The following is an 18,243-nucleotide window of genomic DNA, read 5'->3' as shown; positions in this document are numbered from 1 at the left end:
GTCACGTCCGGGGTCGCGCACTAGCCTGGACCTCGATGAGCACCGCCCCCCTCTCCCGCATCGCGCTGTACTACCGGTTCACCCCGCTCGCCGACCCCGAGGCGGTGCGGTTGTGGCAGCGCACGCTCGCCGCGTCCCTCGGCCTGACCGGCCGGATCATCGTGTCGTCGCAGGGGATCAACGGGACCGTCGGCGGACCGGTCGACGCGGTCAAGCGCTACGTGCGCGGCACGCGGGAGCATCCGGCGTTCCGGGACCTCGAGGTGAAGTGGTCGGACGGCTCGGCGGCGGACTTCCCCCGCCTCTCCGTCAAGCTCAAGCCCGAGCTCGTCGCGTTCGGGGCCCCCGAGCGCGTCTCCGTGGACGCGGACGGCGTCGTCGGCACGGGGGAGCGGCTCACCCCCGCCCAGGTGGACGCACTCGTCGCCGAGCGCGCCGGCACCGCGAACCCCGTGCGCTTCCTCGACGGCCGCAACACGGTGGAAGCGGCCATCGGCCGATTCGACGGGGCCGTGGTCCCGGACGCGCACACCACCCGCGACCTGCTCGCCGCCGTCGACTCCGGGGCCCTGGACCACCTCAAGGACGCGCCGCTGATCACCTACTGCACGGGCGGCGTGCGCTGCGAGGTCCTCTCCGCCCTGCTCAAGGACCGCGGCTTCGCCGAGGTCTACCAGCTCGACGGCGGCATCGTCCGCTACGGCGAGGCCCGCGGCGACGCCGGACTGTGGCGGGGCGAGCTGGCCGTGTTCGACCGACGCCTGTCCACCCGCTTCACCGCCGACGCCGAGACCATCGGCCGGTGCGTCACGTGCCAGGCCCCGACCTCGGCGCTGCGCAACTGCGCCGACCCGGCCTGCACCACGCTCGAGGTCCGCTGCGCGGCCTGCGCCGTCGACGACCCCGAGCACCGCTGCCCCGTCTGCGCCCACCGCCCCCACCCCGCTGAGAGGACCGAGGCATGAGTCCCGTCCCGACACCTCCGTCGCCCCCCGCCCCGCGGCTGACACCGGCCACGGCCGTGGCCCTCGCCGCGGACCTGGCGGCCCTGCCGTTCACCACCGCCGCCGTCGAGGGGCTGCTCGGACCCGTGGCCACGCTCGCCCTGGACCGCGAGCACGCCGAGGCCGCCCGCCGCGTCGTCGCCGGTCACCTGGCGGGCCCCGACCGGCACGACGACGCAGCCGGCCCCGGCGACCGGCACGGCACGCGGGCCCTCGCCGCCGCCGTCGGGGCCTGGCTGCTCGGCGAGCCCGTCCCCGCCGCCGACCTCGACGCCGCCCTGCCCAGCCTCGGCCTGGCCGGGGCCGTGGCGGCCGGGCTCGTCGTCGAGGGGCCGGACGGACGCGTGCGCGGCGCGGTGGACCTCTCGCCGTATGAGGCGGACGAGCCGGGCCGGATGTGGATCGCCTCGGACCTGACGGCCCTGCAGCGGCGCGGCCCGCTGCCTCCCGAGCACGTGCTCGGCGTCGGTCGGGCCTCCCTCACGCTCGCCGGCGCCACGCAGCGCCGTCCCGTGGCCCGCGCCCTCGACGTGGGGGTGGGCTGCGGGATCCAGACCCTGCACCTGCTCGCCCACGCCGACCACGTCACCGCCACGGACCTGTCCGAGCGCGCCCTGGCCTTCACCCGGTTCAACCTGCTGCTCAACGCGGACGTGCTCGGCCTCGACCGGGAGCGGCTCGAGGACCGGGTCCGGCTGGCGGCCGGCGATCTGCTGGCGCCGGTGGCGGGGGAGCGGTTCGACCTCGTGGTCTCGAACCCGCCGTTCGTGATCACCCCGCGCACGGACCCGGACGCGCCCGTGCTGACCTACCGCGACGGCGGCCGCGAGGGCGACCGGATCGTCGCGGAGCTGATCGCGGCCCTGCCGGACGTGCTCGCCGAGGGCGGCACCGCGCAGCTGCTCGCCAACTGGGAGATCCCGGCGGGAGACACCGCCGACGCCGACACCGCACCCTGGGACGCGCGCCCGCGCTCGTGGCTGGCGTCGGGGATGCAGGCCTGGTTCATCCAGCGCGACCGGCAGGACCCCGCGGGCTACGCGGAGACGTGGCTGCAGGACTCCTCGCTCGAGCTCGACCCGCCCGCCTATGAGGCCGCCTACCGTGGGTACCTGGACGACTTCGCCGCGCGCGGGGTCGCGGGCGTGGGCTTCGGCCACGTGTGGCTGCGTCGGCCCGCCGCGGACGGCTCCCAGGGCCGGGGGTGGGTGGTCGCCGAGGAGCTGACCCAGGCCGTGGACGAGGCCCTCGGCGCCGCGTGGGCCGCCGCCGTCGCCCGCCGGGACCGGCTGGCCGCGGGCGCCGGGACGGGGGTCGACGTCGGGGACCCGGCCCTGGCCGCGCTGCGCGGCCTGCACCTGCGGGTGGCATCCGACGTGACCGAGGAGCGCCACCAGCGGTTCGGGGCGGAGCACCCCGAGGTGATCCTGGCCCGTCAGGGCTCCGGGTTCCGGCGTGTGGCGCGCCTGGACACCGCGACGGCGGGCGTCCTCTCGGCCAGCGACGGCGAGCTGTCCGTGGGGCAGCTGGTGGGCGCGGTCGCCGCGCTGCTGGAGCTGGACGAAGCGGGCCGGGCCGGCCTGCTGGCCGCGCTGCGGGAGCTGCACGAGGACGGTTTCCTCGTGGAGGGCTGAGCGGACGGCCCGGCCCACATCTCAGATCAAGCCGAGCCGCGCAGCGTGGCGCAGATGGCGCACGAACATCTCGTCGTCGGGATCCCCGCGGCGCATCACCGGCACGGCCTCGCCGAAGTCCGGGTCCGGCTCGGGGAAGCCCACGAGTCCCTCGAGGTGCTCGTCCACCATCTGCCCGAGCACGCCCTCCACCGTGAAGCCGGTCACCGCCCCGTCCTCGACCTCGAGGATCGCGGTGACGCGCTGACCCAGTGCGTGCTGGGTGAGGACCAGCCCGTAGGGGTGGTCCTCCTGGGGGACCTGACTCTCCAGCCCTGTCCAGTAGGCGACGTCGGCACGCTCGGCGCCCTCGTCCCACTCGGCTGCCGCGTCCGCGTCCTCCCGCTCCGACTCGAGGTGCAGGAGATACGCATCGAGGGAGCCGAAGGCGTGCCGGGCGAAGTGCAGCAGGGTGACGGTGTCCGTGACCGTCCACAGGAGCTTCTCCGTGTGGTTGCGCAGCTCCTCGTCGTGCTGCAGATGGCCGCCCGAGAGGATCTCGCGTGCCAGAGGTCTCGCGCGGTAGCACTTCTCCAGCAGGGAGCCCACGTCCGTCGCCGTGGGGTTCGGCCGAGCCGCGGACTCCCAGCGGCGGACGAGGTCCGCCGTCGACCCCGGGGCCGTCAACACCTCTCCTGCCCGGCCACGCCGTCGAACGCGTGGACGCCTTCGGGCTTGCGGTTGTCGCCGTGGTGGTGGCAGTACGTGCCCGAGCCCGACGTGTCCTTCTCCGGACCCACAGGCCTGAGGCCGGAGCCTGCGGACCGGGCGACGTGGACAGCACCCTGGACCGTGTGGGACGTGGCGCGGGACCGACGAGGATGCATGGCCTGAGCATAGGCTGAGTGTCCGGAGGCGGGCAGGAGGACCCGAGCCCGTGTCCGGCGGACGGGGCCCGCCCAGGGGCCTGTCAGGCTCCGGGCGTTATCGTGGTCAGCGCGCCCTACGATGTGGGGACGTCCGCCCCCGGCGGACACGGGTCGGCTCGCGTCGGCCCCGGACCCGCAGCCATCCCGTCCCAGGAGGACCCGTTGTCCACTACCCCCGCTTCCGTGACCGCTTCCGTGCCCGAGGGCAAGAAGCTGGTCATCGTGGAGTCCCCGGCCAAGAGCAAGTCCATCGCGAAGTACCTCAACGCGGTGGGCTCCGGCTGGGTGGTGGACTCCTCCGTGGGGCACATCCGCGACCTCCCCAAGCCCTCGGACCTGCCGGCGGACATGAAGAAGGGCCCGTTCGGCAAGTTCGCCGTGGACACGGAGCACGGCTTCACCCCGTACTACGTGGTGCACCCGGACAAGAAGAAGAAGGTCACGGAGCTCAAGCGCGAGCTCAAGGACGCCGAGGCCCTCTACCTCGCCACGGATGCGGACCGCGAGGGCGAGGCCATCGCCTGGCACCTGCTGGACACCCTCAAGCCCACGGTGCCGGTGTACCGGATGACCTTCGGCGAGATCACCGAGGAGGGCGTGCGCCGAGGCCTGGAGAACATCCGTGAGCTGGACACGGCCCTCGTGGACGCCCAGGAGACGCGCCGCATCCTCGACCGGCTCTTCGGCTACGAGCTCTCCCCGGTGCTGTGGCGCAAGGTCTCCCGCGGCCTCTCCGCGGGCCGTGTGCAGTCCGTGGCCACCCGCCTCGTCGTCGAGCGCGAGCGCGAGCGCATGGCCTTCGTCTCCGCGCAGTACTGGGGCGTGGAGGGCACCTTCACCGTCGCCGAGGGCGTGCAGGCCGCGGACGCCGTGGGCAGCTCGTTCACGGCCCGCCTCAGCACGGTGGACGGCGAGCGCGTGGCCACGGGCCGCGACTTCGACGACACCGGGCGGCTCAAGGCCTCCGCCGGCAAGAAGGTGACCCACCTGGACGAGGCCGGCGCCCGCTCGCTGGCCGAGGGTCTGCGCGGAGCGGACTTCACGGTCGACTCGGTGGAGGACAAGCCGTACACCCGCCGCCCGGCCGCCCCCTTCACCACCTCCACGCTGCAGCAGGAGGCCGCCCGCAAGCTCCGCATGAGCTCCCGCGTCTCCATGCAGGTGGCCCAGCGCCTGTACGAGAACGGCTACATCACGTACATGCGCACGGACTCGGTGAACCTCTCGCAGGAGGCCGTGCAGGCCGCCCGGCGCCAGGCCACCGAGCTCTACGGGGCGGACGCCGTGCCGGCCCAGCCGCGCGTCTACGCCAAGCGCAACGAGACCGCGCAGGAGGCCCACGAGGCCATCCGGCCCGCGGGGGACTCCTTCCGGACCCCGGCCCAGGTCAAGGCCGAGCTGCGCCCGGACGAGTTCCGCCTGTACGAGCTGATCTGGAAGCGCACCGTGGCCTCGCAGATGGCCGACGCCAAGGGCTACACCGCCACGCTGCGGCTCTCGGCCACCGCGCAGGACGGCCGCCTCGCGCAGTTCAGCGCCTCGGGCACGGTCATCACGTTCAAGGGCTTCCTCGACGCGTACGAGGAGGGTCGGGACGCCGAGGTCGACGGCGAGAACGCGGAGGCCAAGGACCGCCGACTGCCGCAGGTGGCCCAGGGCGAGCGCCTCACCGGTGACCCGATCGAGGCCACCGGGCACGAGACCTCCCCGCCGGCCCGCTACACCGAGGCGTCGATCGTCGCCGAGCTGGAGCGCCGCGAGATCGGGCGTCCCTCCACGTACGCCCCGACGATCTCCACGATCATGGACCGCGGCTACGTGTCCAAGCGCGGCACCGCGCTCGTCCCGTCGTGGACCGCGTTCGCGGTGATCGGCCTGCTCGAGGACTACTTCGCGAAGTACGTGGACTACGACTTCACGGCCCGCATGGAGGACGACCTCGACCGGATCGCCGCGGGCGAACTCGGCCGCGAGGCCTGGCTGCAGACCTTCTACTTCGGGGCCCCCGCCGCGGAGACGGAGAAGGGCGTCGAGGGCCTCAAGCACGTGGTGGACAACCTCGGCGAGATCGACGCGCGGGCCGTGAACTCGCTGCCGATCACCGAGGACATCACCCTGCGGGTGGGCCAGTACGGTCCGTACCTGGAGCGGTCGCTGCCGGCCGACGCGGAGGCGGGCGCCACCCCGCCGCGCGCCAACGTCCCCGAGGACCTGGCCCCGGACGAGCTCACCCCGGCCAAGGCCGAGGAGCTGTTCGCCACCGCCCAGCCCTCCGAGCGCGAGCTCGGCACGGACCCGGAGACGGGCCGGACCATCGTCGCCAAGGACGGGCGCTACGGGCCCTACGTCACCGAGGTCATCCCCGAGATGACCGAGGAGGAGCTGCAGGCCTGGCTCGACGCCCAGCCCACCGAGTACTACAAGAACGGCAAGCCCAAGCCGAAGAAGAAGCCGGCCAAGGAGAAGCCCCGCACCGGCTCCCTCTTCACGAGCATGTCCGTGGACACCGTGACCCTCGAGCAGGCGCTGCAGCTGATGTCCCTGCCGCGCGTCGTGGGCGCGGACGCCGAGGGCGAGGTCATCACCGCCCAGAACGGCCGCTTCGGGCCCTACCTGAAGAAGGGCTCGGACTCGCGCTCGCTCGAGTCCGAGGACCAGATCTTCAGCATCACGCAGGAGCAGGCCCTCGAGATCTACGCCCAGCCGAAGCAGCGTGGCCGCGGGGCCGCCAAGCCGCCGCTGGCCGAGTTCGGCGAGGACCCGGTCTCCGGCAAGAAGGTCACTGTGAAGGAGGGCCGCTTCGGCCCGTACATCACGGACGGCGTCACCAACATCACCGTCCCGCGCGGCCGCCAGCCCGAGGAGCTCACGGCGGAGGAGGCCTACCAGCTGCTCGCGGACAAGCGCGCCAAGGGCCCGGCCACCCGCGGCGGTGCCAAGAAGCCGGCGGCGCGCAAGGTCCCGGCCAAGAAGACCACCGCGCGGAAGAAGGCCTGAGCGCCATGCGCCTCGGCGTCCTGGACATCGGGTCCAACACCGTCCACCTGCTGCTCGTGGACGCCCACCCGGGGGCCCGCCCGGTCGCCTACGCGGAGCACAAGCGCTCCCTTCCGCTGATCCGCTACCAGGACGCCGACGGGGCGATCACGGAGGAGGGACAGCGGGAGCTCGTGGACTTCGTCCGTGAGGCCGCCGCGTTCGCGGAGGAGCATCGGGCGGAGGACATGATCTCGTTCTGCACCTCGGCGATCCGCGAGTCCGCGAACGGCGCCGCCGTGCTGGCCCGCGTGCAGGCCGAGACCGGTGTGCACCTCTCCGAGCTCACGGGGGACCAGGAGTCGGCCATGACGTACTTCGCCGTGCGCCGCTGGCAGGGCTGGGGCGCCGGCTCCATCCTGAACTTCGACATCGGCGGCGGCTCCTTCGAGATCGCCTACGGCCAGGACGAGCTGCCCTCGCACGCCCTGTCCCTGCCGCTGGGCGCCGGCCGCCTCACCCGCGACTGGGTGCTCGAGGACCCGCCCAGCCCCAAGGCGGTGAAGAAGCTCCGCAAGCACGTGGAGAAGCGACTCGAGGAGGCGTATACGGCCTTCCCGCGCATCGAGTCGCCCGTGGTGGTCACCGCCACCTCGAAGACGTTCCGCTCCCTCGCCCGGATCACCGGGGCGGCGCCGTCGGCGGCGGGCCCCTTCGTGAAGCGGCACCTGCGCGCGGACGACCTGCACCTGTGGGTGAACCGCCTCGCGGCGATGACCGTCGCGGAGCGGGCGGAGCTGCCCGGCGTCTCGGACGTGCGCGCGCACCAGGTGTTCGCGGGGGCGATCGTCGCGCTGACGGCCATGCGCACGTTCGGCATCGCCCAGCTCGAGATCTGCCCGTGGGCGCTGCGCGAGGGCCTGATCCTCAACCGCCTCGACGCGCTCATGCTCGAGGGCCACCTCACCCGGGACGGCCGGCCCGGCGTCGGCCACGTGAACCTCAACCCGGACACCCTCCTGCCGGGACTGAGCCTGGGGGTGCGCTGAGCATGGCGGACGCCACCGCGCACCTGGCCCCCGCGGCGCGCTTCGGCGCGGACATCCCCGTGACCCTGTCCTCCTCGTCCGTGTTCCCCCTGGGCACCCAGGACGTGTTCGCCACCGCCGAGGACCTCGGCTACGACGGCGTGGAGGTCATGGTCACGCACAACGCGTGGAGCCAGGACGCGCGGCGGCTGACGCGGCTGTCCGAGCGTCACGGGATGCCCATCGACTCCATCCACGCCCCCACCCTGCTGTTCACGCAGCAGGTCTGGGGCTCCGCGTGGTCCAAGATCCGCCGCTCCGTGGAGCTGGCGCAGGCCGTGGGTGCGGCCACCGTGGTCGCCCACCCGCCGTTCCGCTGGCAGGGCACGTACGCGGTGCGCTTCGCCGAGGGCATCCATGAGCTCATGGCGGAGACCGGCGTGGTGATCGCGGTGGAGAACATGTACCCGTGGCGGGCCTACGGCCGCGAGGCCAAGATGTACCTGCCGCACTGGAACCCGCTGCCCGAGCCGTACGAGCACATCTGCTGGGACTTCTCCCACGCGGCCATCGCGCGGGCGGACTCCCTGGCGGCCGTCCGCGAGCTCGGCCCGCGGCTGCGGCACGTCCACCTCACCGACGGCAACGACTCCGGCAAGGACGACCACCTGCTCCCCGGCGAGGGCACGCAGCGCGTGGCCGAGACCCTGCGCCACCTGGCGGCCGAGGGCCTGGCCGGTGCGGTGTGCGTGGAGGTGGGCACCCGCGGCGTGGAGTACGCGGGCCAGCGCGAGGAGAAGCTGGCCGCCTCGCTCGCCTTCGCGCGCGAGCACCTGGCCGCCGGCGGGACCGACCACCACGACGACGACGGCGTTCCGCGCCCGACCACGAAGGAGACGGACCGACCATGAAGCTGACCATCCTGGGCCTGGGCACCATGACCGGCGCGATCCTCGCCGGAGCCCTCGACGCCGGCGCCGTGCGCGCCGAGGACGTCACCGCCACCACCCGCTCCGCCGCCTCCGCCGAGAAGGCCGCCGCGCAGCACGGCGTCACCGTGACCTCCCAGGAGCGGGACGAACGCGCCAACCATGCCGCGGTCGCTGAGGCGGACATCGTCCTGGTGGGCGTGAAGCCGAAGGACATGGTCGCCACCCTCACGGACCTGGCGCCGTCGCTGCGCCCCGAGACCGTGGTGGTGTCCGTGGCAGCCGGCGTCACCGCCGCGACCATGGCCGCCGTGCTGCCGGCGGGGCAGCCGATCGTGCGGACCATGCCGAACACGCCCCTGACGGTGGGCTCCGGCGTCGTGGGCGTGGCCCCCGGGCCGGGCGTCACCGAGGAGCAGACCACCGCCGTGCGCGCTCTCTTCGAGGGCTCCGGCCTGGTGGTGCCGGTGGCCGAGGAGCAGCTCTCCGCCGTGGTGGCCACCGCCGGCTCCGCCCCGGCCTACGTGTTCCTGCTGGCCGAGCTGATCGCCGCCCACGGTGCGGAGATGGGACTGGACGCCGCCTCCGCCGAGGCCATGGCCGCGGCCACCGTCAAGGGCGCCGGCATCATGCTCCAGCAGGAGGGGGCCAGGGCCGAGGCTCTGCGCAAGGCCGTGATGAGCCCGAACGGCACCACCGAGAAGGCCGTGGAGGCGTTCCTGGACGGCGGCATGGGCGACCTCGTGAACCGTGCCATGGACGCGGCCGCGCAGCGCGACAAGGAGATGGCCGAGGAGTTCGGGGCCTGACGGCTCCGGCGTGCCTCAGGGCCGGGCGGCGAACCGGTCGATGAGGTCGGTGTGGCCCGAGACGATGAGGGTGTCGCGCGGGCCCACCCGGGTGTCCGGCTGGGCGTAGGTGAAGTCCTCGCCCGGGGTCTTCACACCCACCACGGTCACGCCGTACTTGGAGCGCACGTGGGACTCGGCGAGCGTGAAGCCCACGCACTCGGCCGGCGGGTACATCTTCACGATCGCGAAGTCGTCGTCGAACTCGATGAAGTCGAGCATGCGCCCGTTCACGAGGTGGGCGGCGCGCACGCCGGCGTCGTGCTCCGGGAAGATCACATGGTTCGCCCCGATCCGCTTGAGGATCGTGCCGTGCGCCTCGCTGATCGCCTTCACCCAGATGTGCGGGATCTCCAGGTCCACGAGGTTCACGGTGATCAGCACCGATGCCTCGATGGAGGTGCCCACGCCGACCACCGCCGTCGAGAAGTCCTGCGCACCGAGCTGGCGCAGGGCCTCGGAGTCGGTGGCGTCCGCCTCCACCACGTGGGTCAGCGAGGGGGCGTAGCGCTGCACGAGGACGGGGTCCCGCTCGACGGCGAGCACCTCGCGCCCCTGTGCGACGAGCTCCTCGGCCGTGGCGGCGCCGAAGCGGCCCAGCCCCACGACGAGCACGGGGGCGTTGGGATCGGTGCGCTGCGGGGTGTCAGCCAATGACCGGCCTCTCGACGGGGTAGCGGTAGAGCACGCGCCGCTGGCGCAGGGCGAGGGCGGCGGCGAACGTGATCGTACCAACGCGGCCCGCGAACATCATGGCCGTCAGGACGTACTTGCCGGCCGGTGGGCTCTCCGCGGAGACGCCCACGGAGAGCCCGCACGTGCCGAACGCGGAGATCACCTCGAACAGGGGCCGCTGGAGGGACTCGTCGGTGATGTGCACCAGCGCCAGAGTGGCCACGAGCACGAGGGTGGCCCCGAGTGCGAGCACCGCGATGGCCACGCGCAGGGACTCGGGGGCGATCGTGCGGCCGTGCGCCGTCACCTCGCGGTCGCCGCGCGCCTCCGCCACGATCGCGAGGAACATGATCGCCAGCGTGGTCACCTTGATGCCGCCCGCGGTGGAGGCGGACCCACCGCCCACGAACATCAGCGCGTCCATGAGCAGCAGGGACTCGGGCTGGTGCGCGTTCGTGTCGTCGATCGCGAAGCCTCCGGAGCGGGTCATCACGGAGCCGAACAGGGAGTGCCCGACCCGCTGCCAGAAGCCCATGCCGGCCTGGGTCGCCGGGTTGCCCGCCTCGAAGAAGAAGAGGGCGACGGCGCCGAGCACCAGCAGGGCCAGCGTCACCTCGACCGTGAGCTTGGTGTGCAGGTTCCACTCCCGGAACCGCCACCCCTTCTCCAGCAGCACCATGACCACGGGGAAGCCGAGCGCGCCGAGGAACACGCCGACGCCGAGCACCGTGATGACCACCGGGTCGTGCATGATCTCCGGCAGGCCGTCCACGTGCAGGGTGAACCCCGCGTTGTTGAAGGCGCTGACCGAGTAGAAGACACCGTGCCACAGGCCGGTGAGCCACGAGCCGGAGATGGCCGCGAACCGCGGCACGAGGACGAGCGCCAGCGCGGCCTCGGCGGTCAGCACCGTCACGACGACGACGCGCAGCAGCTGGCCGACCTCGCCGAGACTGCCGGAGGTCATGCCCGCCTGCTGCGTCGCCAGCTTCGACCTCAGGCCCAGATGCCGGGAGACGGCCAACGTGAGCAGCGAGGCCATCGAGAGGATGCCCAGGCCGCCGATCTGGATGGCCACGAGGATGATCACCTGGCCCGCGGGGGACCAGTGCTCGGCCGTGTTGACGGTGGTCAGACCGGTCACGGAGAAGGCGGAGACCGCGGTGAACATGGCGTCGTGCAGGGGGGTGGCGTGGCCGTCCGCCGCGGCCCACGGCAGGGCGAGGAGCCCGGTGAACACCAGGGCCATGAGGGCGAAGGCGGAGAGGGCGGCGCGGGCCGGGGAGCCGCCCACCACCGAGCTGACGGCACGGCCCGAGCGCCGCAGCGCCGTGCGCAGGTCGGTCGAGGACTCCAGCGTGGAGGCCTGGCCGGGCCGGGGGAGTCCGCCGGGCCGGCGCACCCCGCCGTGGCGGCGGGCGTGCGGGGTCGGACGGGGACCTGCCACGGGGCACCTCCTGCACGGGGACGGGGAACGGACCGGCTCCCAGTATCGCGCGCCCCTGAGGCCCGCGCGTCACGTGGGTGAGACATCCGAGGCGCTCGTCGCCACCGTGCCGCCCGGAGCCCTAGGCTGGACCGTGATGAGCACCACGTCCACCCCTCCCGCTCCCACCCCCGCCGCTGTGGTGTGGGACTCCAGCCTGCTCCGCTACCGGTTCAGCGCGGAGCACCCGATGGCGCCCCTGCGGCTGGACCTCACGCACCGGCTCGTGGAGGCGTTCGGCCTGCTGGACGCGCCCCACGTGCGGATCGTGGAGCCGCCCGTGGCCACGGACGAGCAGCTCGCCCTCGTCCACGATCCCGAGTACGTCGCCGCCGTGCGCCGGGCCGCGGCGACGTCGTCGGACGAGGACGGCTGCTTCGGCCTGGGCACCGAGGACTGTCCCGTGTTCCCGGACCTGCACGAGTCCGCCGCCCGGATCGCGGGCGGCTCCCTCGTCGCCGCGGAGGCGATCTGGTCCGGCGAGGTGGACCGCGCCGTGAACTTCGCCGGCGGCATGCACCACGCCGCCCGGTCCTCGGCGTCCGGGTTCTGCATCTACAACGACTGCGCCGTGGCCATCCAGCGCCTGCTGGACCTCGGCGCGGAGCGCGTCGCCTACGTCGACGTGGACGCGCACCACGGCGACGGCACGCAGTCGATCTTCTACGACGACCCCCGCGTGCTCACCATCTCCCTGCACGAGACGGGCATCAGCCTGTTCCCGGGCACGGGCTTCGCCAACGAGATCGGCGGCTCGGCCGCTCAGGGCACAGCGGTGAACGTCGCGCTGCCCCCGCGCACCGGCGACGCCGGCTTCCTGCGCGCCGCCCACGCCGTGGTCCCCCCGCTGCTGCAGGCGTTCGCCCCGGACGTGCTGGTCAGCCAGCACGGCTGCGACGGTCACCGCACGGACCCGCTCGCCGACCTGCGGCTGAGCGTGGACGGCCAGCGCCAGCTCGCGTTCGACGTCGGCGACTGGGCCGACCGGTTCGCGCACGGCCGGTGGCTGGCCACCGGGGGCGGCGGCTACAACCCGCTGCGGGTGGTGCCGCGCGCGTGGGCCCACCTGACCGCCGCCGTCCTGCAGACCCCGATCCCGGTGAAGAGCGAGATCCCCGCCGCCTGGATCGAGCACGTCCGGACCCTCACCGCGGACGAGCTGACCGGGGACATGTCCGTGCACGAGGGGGACGACGCCGAGCGGATCCCCACCGTGATGGGCGAGGACGCGGATGTGTGGTGGCGCTCGTGGGAGGTGGGCTACGACCCGGCCGACCCGGTGGACCAGTCGATCATGGCCACGCGCCGCGAGGTGTTCCCGCTGCACGGGCTGGACCCCTGGTTCGACTGAGACGGCCCGCGTCCCGGTTCGACCGCGGCCCGTGCGGCCGGTATTGTGGCCGAGAACGTTTCCAGGCGTTCCACATCCGGTGGAATGCGGGTCGGCGTGTCCGGCGCCCCGGATGCCTGCGGTCCCACGACCGCCGACCCTCGCCCCGATTCAAGGAGTCCCCATGGGATCTGTGATCAAGAAGCGCCGCAAGCGCATGTCGAAGAAGAAGCACCGCAAGCTGCTTCGCAAGACCCGTCACCAGCGTCGCAACAAGAAGTGACGCCCGCGCCCTCCGGGCGCTGACGAGACGAAGCCGCCGTCCCCTTCCGGGGGCGGCGGCTTCGTCGTGGACGGCGATCCGTAGAGTGGGGGCCATGACCGCCGACCTGCCCGCCGCCACCGCCCGCGTCCAGCTGCTCGTGAAGCCCGGCTGCCACCTGTGCGCCGACGCCGAGGCCACGGTGGCGCAGGTGTGCGACGCGCGGGGCGAGGCCTGGGAGGCCGTCGACGGCGCCGCGCACCCGGCCCTGCTCGAGCGGTTCGCGGACGAGGTGCCCGTGCTGTTCGTCGACGGCGTCCAGCGCGACTTCTGGCGCGTGGACCCGGCCCGCCTGGGCCGGCTCCTGGACGCCCCGCGGGCCTGAGCGGGCTCAGCGGCGCGCGAAGCGCTGCCAGGCCTTCAGCCGCATGTACTCCGTGGCGTCCGGGCGGTAGGCGAGCACGATGCCGGCGACGCCGAGGCCCACCCACACCAGGTCCAGCGAGCTGAACGCCCCCATCACCGCGTTGGAGACCAGCACCAGCACGGACAAGGACGCCAGCACCGTTCCGACGATGCGCGCGGCGCGCGAGCCGCCGCGGATCGCGAACGCCACCCACAGGTAGACGAGGAACGCGAGCACGCCGAACACGGCCGCCGTCGTGGCGAGGGCCGGAAGCATCCCGTCCGTCATGGCGCGCATCTGCTCCGCCTGGTCGGCGGGCAGATTCATCTGCTCGACGGACCGGTCCAGCTCCTGCTGGATCGCGGCCTGGCCCTCCGGCTGGGTGATGGCGAAGGCCGCCAGCAGGGTCGTCGCCAGCAGCAGGAGGCCGCCCGAGACGATCAGCCAGAACGCGGCCGTCAGGGAACGCGGCCGCGGGGGCAGCTCGACCGGGCCGGGAGACTGCCAGCCGGCCGGGCCGTGGGGGGAGGGGGCCTGGGGCATCCCCGCCTGGCCCGGGGCGCCGTACGGAGCCGCCGGCGGTGCGCCGTAGGGGTTCTGGCCGTACGGGCTCGCGCCCGACGGGTCGGGGGAGCCCGGGGTCGGCCCCTGCGGGGCGGCGCCGTACGGGTCGGAGCCGTACGGGTTCTGGCTGCCGTGGGGATCGGTGGGCGAGGTGCCGGACATGGGGCCTCCTAGCGACGCCGACGCTCGCGGCGCCTCGGTGCGGACGGGGGTGGCGGCGCGGTCGCGCCGAGCTGTGCCCCACGCTACCGCCGGGGCCACCGGTCCGCCTCTGCCAGACTTGCCCCATGCAGACGCTCGCCACCGTCCACCTGGTCCGCCACGGAGAAGTCCACAACCCCGATCGTGTCCTCTACGGCCGCTTGCCGGAGTTCGGGCTCTCGGAGCTCGGCCACGAGATGGCCCGGGGCGTGGCCGCGTGGTTCGAGGAGCGCGCCGCGCAGACCGGCCGGGCGCCCGCCGTCGTCGCCGCCTCCCCGCTGACCCGCGCGCAGCAGACCGCCGCGCCCATCGCGGCCGCGTTCGACCTGCCGCTGGTCACCGAGCCGGACCTGATCGAGGCGGAGAACGCCTTCGAGGGCATGTCCCAGGTGGCGGCGTCGCTGAAGCGGAACCCGCGGCTGTGGCCCCGGCTGCGCAATCCCCTGCGCCCGTCCTGGGGCGAGCCGTACCGCGCGCAGGCCGCCCGGATGCTGGCCGTCGTCGACCGGCTCCGCGGCGAGACCGTGGCCGCCGACGGGCCCGGCGCCGAGTCCGTGCTCGTCTCGCACCAGCTGCCGATCTGGGTGACGCGCCTGGCCGTCGAGGGCCGTCCGCTGTGGCACGACCCGCGCCGGCGTGAGTGCTCGCTGACCTCCGTGACCTCGCTCGTGTACGAGGAAGGGCGCAGGGTGCCGCGCGTCGAGTACCGCGAGCCGAACCAGGCCCTGCTGAAGGACGCCTCCTCCCTGCCGGGCGCCTGAGGCCCCGACGGCGGCCGGCGTCGACGACGCCGTCCGTGGCCTCCCACGGGGTGGGGGTGTGACGTCCAGGGTTCAGTCAGAATGCGGGGCGGACAGTAGACTCCCCAGGTCCCCGGAATCCAGCCCCGCGCGTCCCCTGGAAGGCAGCCCGCCATGCAGACCCCCCGTCCGTCCCGTCGCACCGTGCTGACCGGCCTCTCGCTGCTCGGCCTCGCGCCCGTCCTCGCGGCGTGCTCGGGGGACGACTCGCTGACGCAGCAGGCCGGCAACGCGGACGGCAAGAACTACATCGCCGGCGACGGCTCCGTCCTGGAGATCGCCCCCGCCGAGCGCGGCGCCCCCGTGGAGTTCGCCGCCGAGCTCTTCGACGGCACCCCCGTGACCGGCGCGAGCCTGCGCGGCGCCCCGGCCCTGCTGAACTTCTGGTACGCCGCATGCGCCCCGTGCCGCGTGGAGGCCCCCCACCTCGTGGCCCTGCACGAGCAGTTCGCCCCGCAGGGGGTGCGGTTCCTCGGCGTGAACGTCCGGGACACCGTCACCACCGCGCAGGCCTTCGAGCGCACCTTCGAGATCCCCTACCCGTCCATCGAGGACGCCCGCGGGGACGTGCTCCTGAACATGACCGACTACGTGCCCCCGCAGGCCGTGCCCTCCACCCTCGTCCTGGACGTCGAGGGCCGCGTGGCCGCCCGCGTGCTCGGCGCCGTGGAGGAGTCCACCCTGCGCGCCCTGCTCACCACAGTGGTGGACGAGGCCGCGGCCTGACCCGGCCGCCGTGTCCATGCAGAGCAACCCCTTCGCCGAGATCGCCCTCGACGGCTCCCTGCTGCTGGCCGCGCCGATCGCCGTGCTGGCCGGCCTGATCTCCTTCCTCTCCCCGTGCGTGCTGCCGCTCGTGCCCGGCTACCTCGGGTACGTCACCGGCCTCGGCGGGGACGTGCTCACCAGCCGCCGCCGCGGGCGCCTCGTGCTCGGCTCCGTGCTGTTCGTGCTCGGGTTCGCCGTGGTGTTCGTGGGCATCACCGTGGTGTTCACCCAGGCCATGGTCTGGCTGCGGCGCGACGGCGCCTGGGTCACCCCCGTGCTCGGCGTGCTCGTGATGCTCATGGGCCTCGTGTTCCTCGGCGGCGGCGGCCGGCTTCAGCAGGAGCGCCGCGTCCACTTCAAGCCCGCCGCCGGCCTGGTCGGCGCGCCCCTGCTGGGCATGACCTTCGGCCTGGGCTGGGCGCCGTGCATCGGCCCCACCATGGCCGCCGTCCTGGCCATGTCCACGGCCAGCTCCGGCTCCGTGGGCCGCGGCGCCCTGCTCGCCTTCCTCTACTGCCTCGGCCTGGGCCTGCCGTTCGTGCTCATGGCCCTCGGCATGGAGCGCGGCATGCGGGCGGTCGGGTTCTTCACGCGGCACCGCGTGCTGATCATGCGCCTCGGCGGCGCCCTGCTGATCGCGCTGGGCCTGCTCATGGTCACCGGCGTCTGGACCGCCTGGACCACGCAGCTGCAGCTGTGGTTCGCCAACGAATGGGAGATGCCCCTGTGAGCTCCAAGGCCGCCCGGACGCGCTCCGAGCCCGTCACCCTGCCGCGCCTCGGCCTGGCGGGCACCCTGCGCTGGATCTGGACCCAGCTGACCAGCATGAGCACCGCGCTCATGCTGCTGCTCCTGCTCGCCGTCGCCGCCGTGCCCGGCTCCCTCGTGCCCCAGCGCCGTGCCGGCCCCGAGATCGTGGACCAGTGGATCGAGGACAACCCCGTGTGGGGCCCCGTCCTGGACGCCCTGCAGTTCTTCGACGTCTACAACTCCGTCTGGTTCTCGGCCATCTACCTGCTGCTGTTCGTCTCCCTCGTGGGCTGCGTGTGGCCGCGCGCCATCCAGCACGCCAAGGCCCTGCGCCAGCCCCCGGCCCGCACCCCCCGCAACCTGACGCGCCTGCCGGCCTCCGGCGTCGTCGTCCTCGAGGAGGGCGGCCCGAGCCCCGAGGAGGCCGTGGCCAGAGCCCAGGCGTGGCTGCGCAAGCGCCGCTACCGCGTGGAGCACCGCCCCGAGGCCGGCGGCGCGTCCGTGGGCGCCGAGCGCGGATACCTGCGCGAGATCGGCAACATCCTGTTCCACGTCTCGCTGATCGGCGTGCTCGTGTTCATGGCCTACGGCGGCATGACCAAGTACGGCGGGCAGAAGATCATCGTGGAGGGCGAGGGCTTCGCCAACAACCTCGTGGCCTACGACTCCTTCACCCCCGGCACCTACTTCAGCGCGGACGACCTCCAGCCGTTCTCCCTCACCCTCGACTCCTTCGACGCCGTGTTCGACCGCGAGTCCGAGACCCACTACGGCCAGCCGCTGGACTACACCGCCGTGATGGAGGTCCGCGAGGGCAGCGAGGCCGAGCTCCAGCGCCAGATCCTCAAGGTCAACCAGCCGCTGGACATCGACGGCGTGCGCGTCTACCTCGTGGGCAACGGCTACGCGCCCGTGGTGACCATCCGCGACGGCGCCGGGGACGTGGCCTTCCAGGGCCCCGTGGTCACCCGCGTGTTCGACCAGAACTACGGCTCGCAGGCCACCATCAAGGTCCCCGACGCGCGGCCGGACCAGCTGGGCTTCGTCGGCTTCTTCCTGCCCACGGCGGTGGAGGACGAGAAGGGCGCCGCCTTCTCGGCCGACCCCGAGCTGCTCAACCCGGAGCTGCAGCTGAACTCGTACTACGGGGACCTCGGCCTGGACACCGGCCGCCCGCAGAACGTGTACGTGCTGGACACCGCATCCCTCACCGAGCTCAACAGCCGCACCAACGAGAACGGCGGCATCGTGCTCAGCCCGGGCCAGACGTATGAGCTGCCCGAGGGCAAGGGCTCCATCAGCTTCGACGGCGTCCGCCGCTACGTCGGCCTGGACATCCACTACGACCCGGGCAAGTGGGGCGTCGGCGTGTTCGCCGGCACCGCCCTGCTCGGCCTGGCGATCAGTCTGTTCGTCCGCCGTCGCCGCGTGTGGGTGCGTGCCCGCACCGACGACGACGGCCGCACCCGCGTGGAGTACGCGCTGCTCGCCCGCGGCGAGGAGTTCGGTCTCCACGAGGAGCACGTGGCCCTGCGCGCCGCCATGGAGAAGTGGTGGCCCATCGTCGCCGCCACCGAGACGGCCGACGACGCCGCGGCCGGTGCCGCCCCCCAGTCCACCCCCACCGCCCCCGAGACCCCCGCCGGCCCCGCCGACGCCCGATCAGGAGACTGA

Annotated in this window: 17 protein-coding genes; 13 read left to right on the top strand and 4 right to left on the bottom strand. The window is 73.4% G+C overall.

Going from position 1 to position 18,243, the window contains the following annotated elements:
• Positions 1-35 precede the first annotated feature (35 nt).
• Both NR073_RS01180 and NR073_RS01175 read left to right on the top strand, forming a co-directional pair.
• A complete protein-coding gene (locus NR073_RS01180) occupies positions 36-965 on the top strand; it encodes a rhodanese-related sulfurtransferase (protein WP_123244261.1) in 930 nt (309 codons plus the stop codon).
• Complete coding sequence (locus NR073_RS01175; RefSeq protein ID WP_060973652.1) at positions 962-2,638, top strand: methyltransferase; 1,677 nt, start codon at positions 962-964, stop codon at positions 2,636-2,638. The genes NR073_RS01180 and NR073_RS01175 overlap by 4 nt, the downstream gene beginning before the upstream one ends.
• A 21-nt stretch (positions 2,639-2,659) precedes the next feature.
• On the opposite strand, the gene NR073_RS01170 is transcribed toward NR073_RS01175, so the two are convergent.
• Positions 2,660-3,307, bottom strand: a complete 648-nt coding sequence (locus NR073_RS01170; RefSeq protein ID WP_230594486.1) for a hypothetical protein — start codon at positions 3,305-3,307, stop codon at positions 2,660-2,662.
• A gap of 401 nt (positions 3,308-3,708) precedes the next feature.
• Here NR073_RS01170 and topA point away from each other — a divergent pair, with 401 nt between their 5' ends.
• The 4 genes from topA to proC are packed head-to-tail and all read left to right on the top strand — an operon-like array spanning position 3,709 to position 9,288.
• Positions 3,709-6,543 carry a type I DNA topoisomerase gene (gene topA / locus NR073_RS01165; protein ID WP_256748545.1) on the top strand — a complete coding sequence of 945 codons (2,835 nt, stop codon included), beginning with the start codon at positions 3,709-3,711 and terminating at the stop codon, positions 6,541-6,543.
• 5 nt (positions 6,544-6,548) lie between these two features.
• Positions 6,549-7,571, top strand: a complete 1,023-nt coding sequence (locus NR073_RS01160) for an exopolyphosphatase (protein WP_036341216.1) — start codon at positions 6,549-6,551, stop codon at positions 7,569-7,571.
• 2 nt (positions 7,572-7,573) lie between these two features.
• Positions 7,574-8,461 carry a sugar phosphate isomerase/epimerase gene (locus tag NR073_RS01155; RefSeq protein WP_060974114.1) on the top strand — a complete coding sequence of 296 codons (888 nt, stop codon included), beginning with the start codon at positions 7,574-7,576 and terminating at the stop codon, positions 8,459-8,461.
• Entirely contained in the window at positions 8,458-9,288 is an 831-nt protein-coding gene (proC, locus tag NR073_RS01150; protein ID WP_060974113.1) for a pyrroline-5-carboxylate reductase, read from the top strand. Before NR073_RS01155 ends, proC begins: the two co-directional genes overlap by 4 nt.
• A 15-nt stretch (positions 9,289-9,303) precedes the next feature.
• Here proC and NR073_RS01145 read toward each other — a convergent pair whose 3' ends face one another.
• Together NR073_RS01145 and NR073_RS01140 are read right to left on the bottom strand one after the other, a co-directional pair.
• Positions 9,304-9,981 (bottom strand): TrkA family potassium uptake protein, encoded by a 678-nt coding sequence (locus NR073_RS01145; RefSeq protein WP_002856329.1) that lies wholly within the window; start codon positions 9,979-9,981, stop codon positions 9,304-9,306.
• Entirely contained in the window at positions 9,974-11,449 is a 1,476-nt protein-coding gene (locus tag NR073_RS01140) for a TrkH family potassium uptake protein (protein WP_002856331.1), read from the bottom strand. Before NR073_RS01140 ends, NR073_RS01145 begins: the two co-directional genes overlap by 8 nt.
• A gap of 136 nt (positions 11,450-11,585) precedes the next feature.
• On the opposite strand from NR073_RS01140, the gene NR073_RS01135 reads away from it, so the two are divergent.
• The 3 genes from NR073_RS01135 (at position 11,586) to NR073_RS01125 (ending at position 13,465) form a co-directional block, all read left to right on the top strand.
• Positions 11,586-12,839: an acetoin utilization protein AcuC gene (locus NR073_RS01135; RefSeq protein ID WP_002856333.1), complete on the top strand. Its 1,254-nt coding sequence runs from the start codon at positions 11,586-11,588 to the stop codon at positions 12,837-12,839.
• Between the two features lie 163 nt (positions 12,840-13,002).
• Entirely contained in the window at positions 13,003-13,101 is a 99-nt protein-coding gene (locus NR073_RS01130; RefSeq protein ID WP_005504750.1) for a 30S ribosomal protein bS22, read from the top strand.
• A gap of 94 nt (positions 13,102-13,195) precedes the next feature.
• Complete coding sequence (locus NR073_RS01125; RefSeq protein ID WP_002856337.1) at positions 13,196-13,465, top strand: glutaredoxin family protein; 270 nt, start codon at positions 13,196-13,198, stop codon at positions 13,463-13,465.
• Positions 13,466-13,471: 6 nt separating this feature from the next.
• Here NR073_RS01125 and NR073_RS01120 read toward each other — a convergent pair whose 3' ends face one another.
• On the bottom strand, positions 13,472-14,212 hold the full coding sequence (locus NR073_RS01120) for a hypothetical protein (protein WP_002856339.1): 741 nt from the start codon (positions 14,210-14,212) through the stop codon (positions 13,472-13,474).
• Positions 14,213-14,337: 125 nt separating this feature from the next.
• Between NR073_RS01120 and NR073_RS01115 the strand changes: the two genes are divergently transcribed.
• From NR073_RS01115 to NR073_RS01100, 4 genes are all read left to right on the top strand, one after another.
• Positions 14,338-15,012: a histidine phosphatase family protein gene (locus NR073_RS01115; RefSeq protein ID WP_002856340.1), complete on the top strand. Its 675-nt coding sequence runs from the start codon at positions 14,338-14,340 to the stop codon at positions 15,010-15,012.
• A gap of 153 nt (positions 15,013-15,165) precedes the next feature.
• Positions 15,166-15,777, top strand: coding sequence for a TlpA disulfide reductase family protein (locus NR073_RS01110; protein ID WP_060973677.1), 612 nt, complete (start codon positions 15,166-15,168; stop codon positions 15,775-15,777).
• A 16-nt stretch (positions 15,778-15,793) separates the two neighbouring features.
• The gene (locus NR073_RS01105) at positions 15,794-16,549 is read left to right on the top strand and encodes a cytochrome c biogenesis CcdA family protein (RefSeq protein WP_036334702.1); all 756 of its coding nucleotides are present in this window, start codon (positions 15,794-15,796) and stop codon (positions 16,547-16,549) included.
• Positions 16,546-18,243 (top strand): cytochrome c biogenesis protein ResB, encoded by a 1,698-nt coding sequence (locus NR073_RS01100; protein WP_134377258.1) that lies wholly within the window; start codon positions 16,546-16,548, stop codon positions 18,241-18,243. Before NR073_RS01105 ends, NR073_RS01100 begins: the two co-directional genes overlap by 4 nt.

Source organism: Micrococcus sp. Mcc28 (genome assembly GCF_024519775.1).
GTDB classification, from domain to species: domain Bacteria; phylum Actinomycetota; class Actinomycetes; order Actinomycetales; family Micrococcaceae; genus Micrococcus; species Micrococcus luteus.
Note: the sequence above shows the minus strand (reverse complement) of the source record. Positions and strands in the feature narration are given on the sequence as shown.

Bases quoted from the DNA above. Each gene is read 5' to 3' on its own strand.
- NR073_RS01180 (WP_123244261.1), top strand. From the start codon at position 36: ATGAGCACCGCCCCCCTCTCCCGCATCGCGCTGTACTACCGGTTCACC.
- NR073_RS01175 (WP_060973652.1), top strand. From the start codon at position 962: ATGAGTCCCGTCCCGACACCTCCGTCGCCCCCCGCCCCGCGGCTGACA.
- NR073_RS01160 (WP_036341216.1), top strand. From the start codon at position 6,549: ATGCGCCTCGGCGTCCTGGACATCGGGTCCAACACCGTCCACCTGCTG.
- NR073_RS01155 (WP_060974114.1), top strand. From the start codon at position 7,574: ATGGCGGACGCCACCGCGCACCTGGCCCCCGCGGCGCGCTTCGGCGCG.
- proC (WP_060974113.1), top strand. From the start codon at position 8,458: ATGAAGCTGACCATCCTGGGCCTGGGCACCATGACCGGCGCGATCCTC.
- NR073_RS01135 (WP_002856333.1), top strand. From the start codon at position 11,586: ATGAGCACCACGTCCACCCCTCCCGCTCCCACCCCCGCCGCTGTGGTG.
- NR073_RS01130 (WP_005504750.1), top strand. From the start codon at position 13,003: ATGGGATCTGTGATCAAGAAGCGCCGCAAGCGCATGTCGAAGAAGAAG.
- NR073_RS01125 (WP_002856337.1), top strand. From the start codon at position 13,196: ATGACCGCCGACCTGCCCGCCGCCACCGCCCGCGTCCAGCTGCTCGTG.
- NR073_RS01120 (WP_002856339.1), bottom strand. From the start codon at position 14,212: ATGTCCGGCACCTCGCCCACCGATCCCCACGGCAGCCAGAACCCGTAC.
- NR073_RS01115 (WP_002856340.1), top strand. From the start codon at position 14,338: ATGCAGACGCTCGCCACCGTCCACCTGGTCCGCCACGGAGAAGTCCAC.
- NR073_RS01110 (WP_060973677.1), top strand. From the start codon at position 15,166: ATGCAGACCCCCCGTCCGTCCCGTCGCACCGTGCTGACCGGCCTCTCG.
- NR073_RS01105 (WP_036334702.1), top strand. From the start codon at position 15,794: ATGCAGAGCAACCCCTTCGCCGAGATCGCCCTCGACGGCTCCCTGCTG.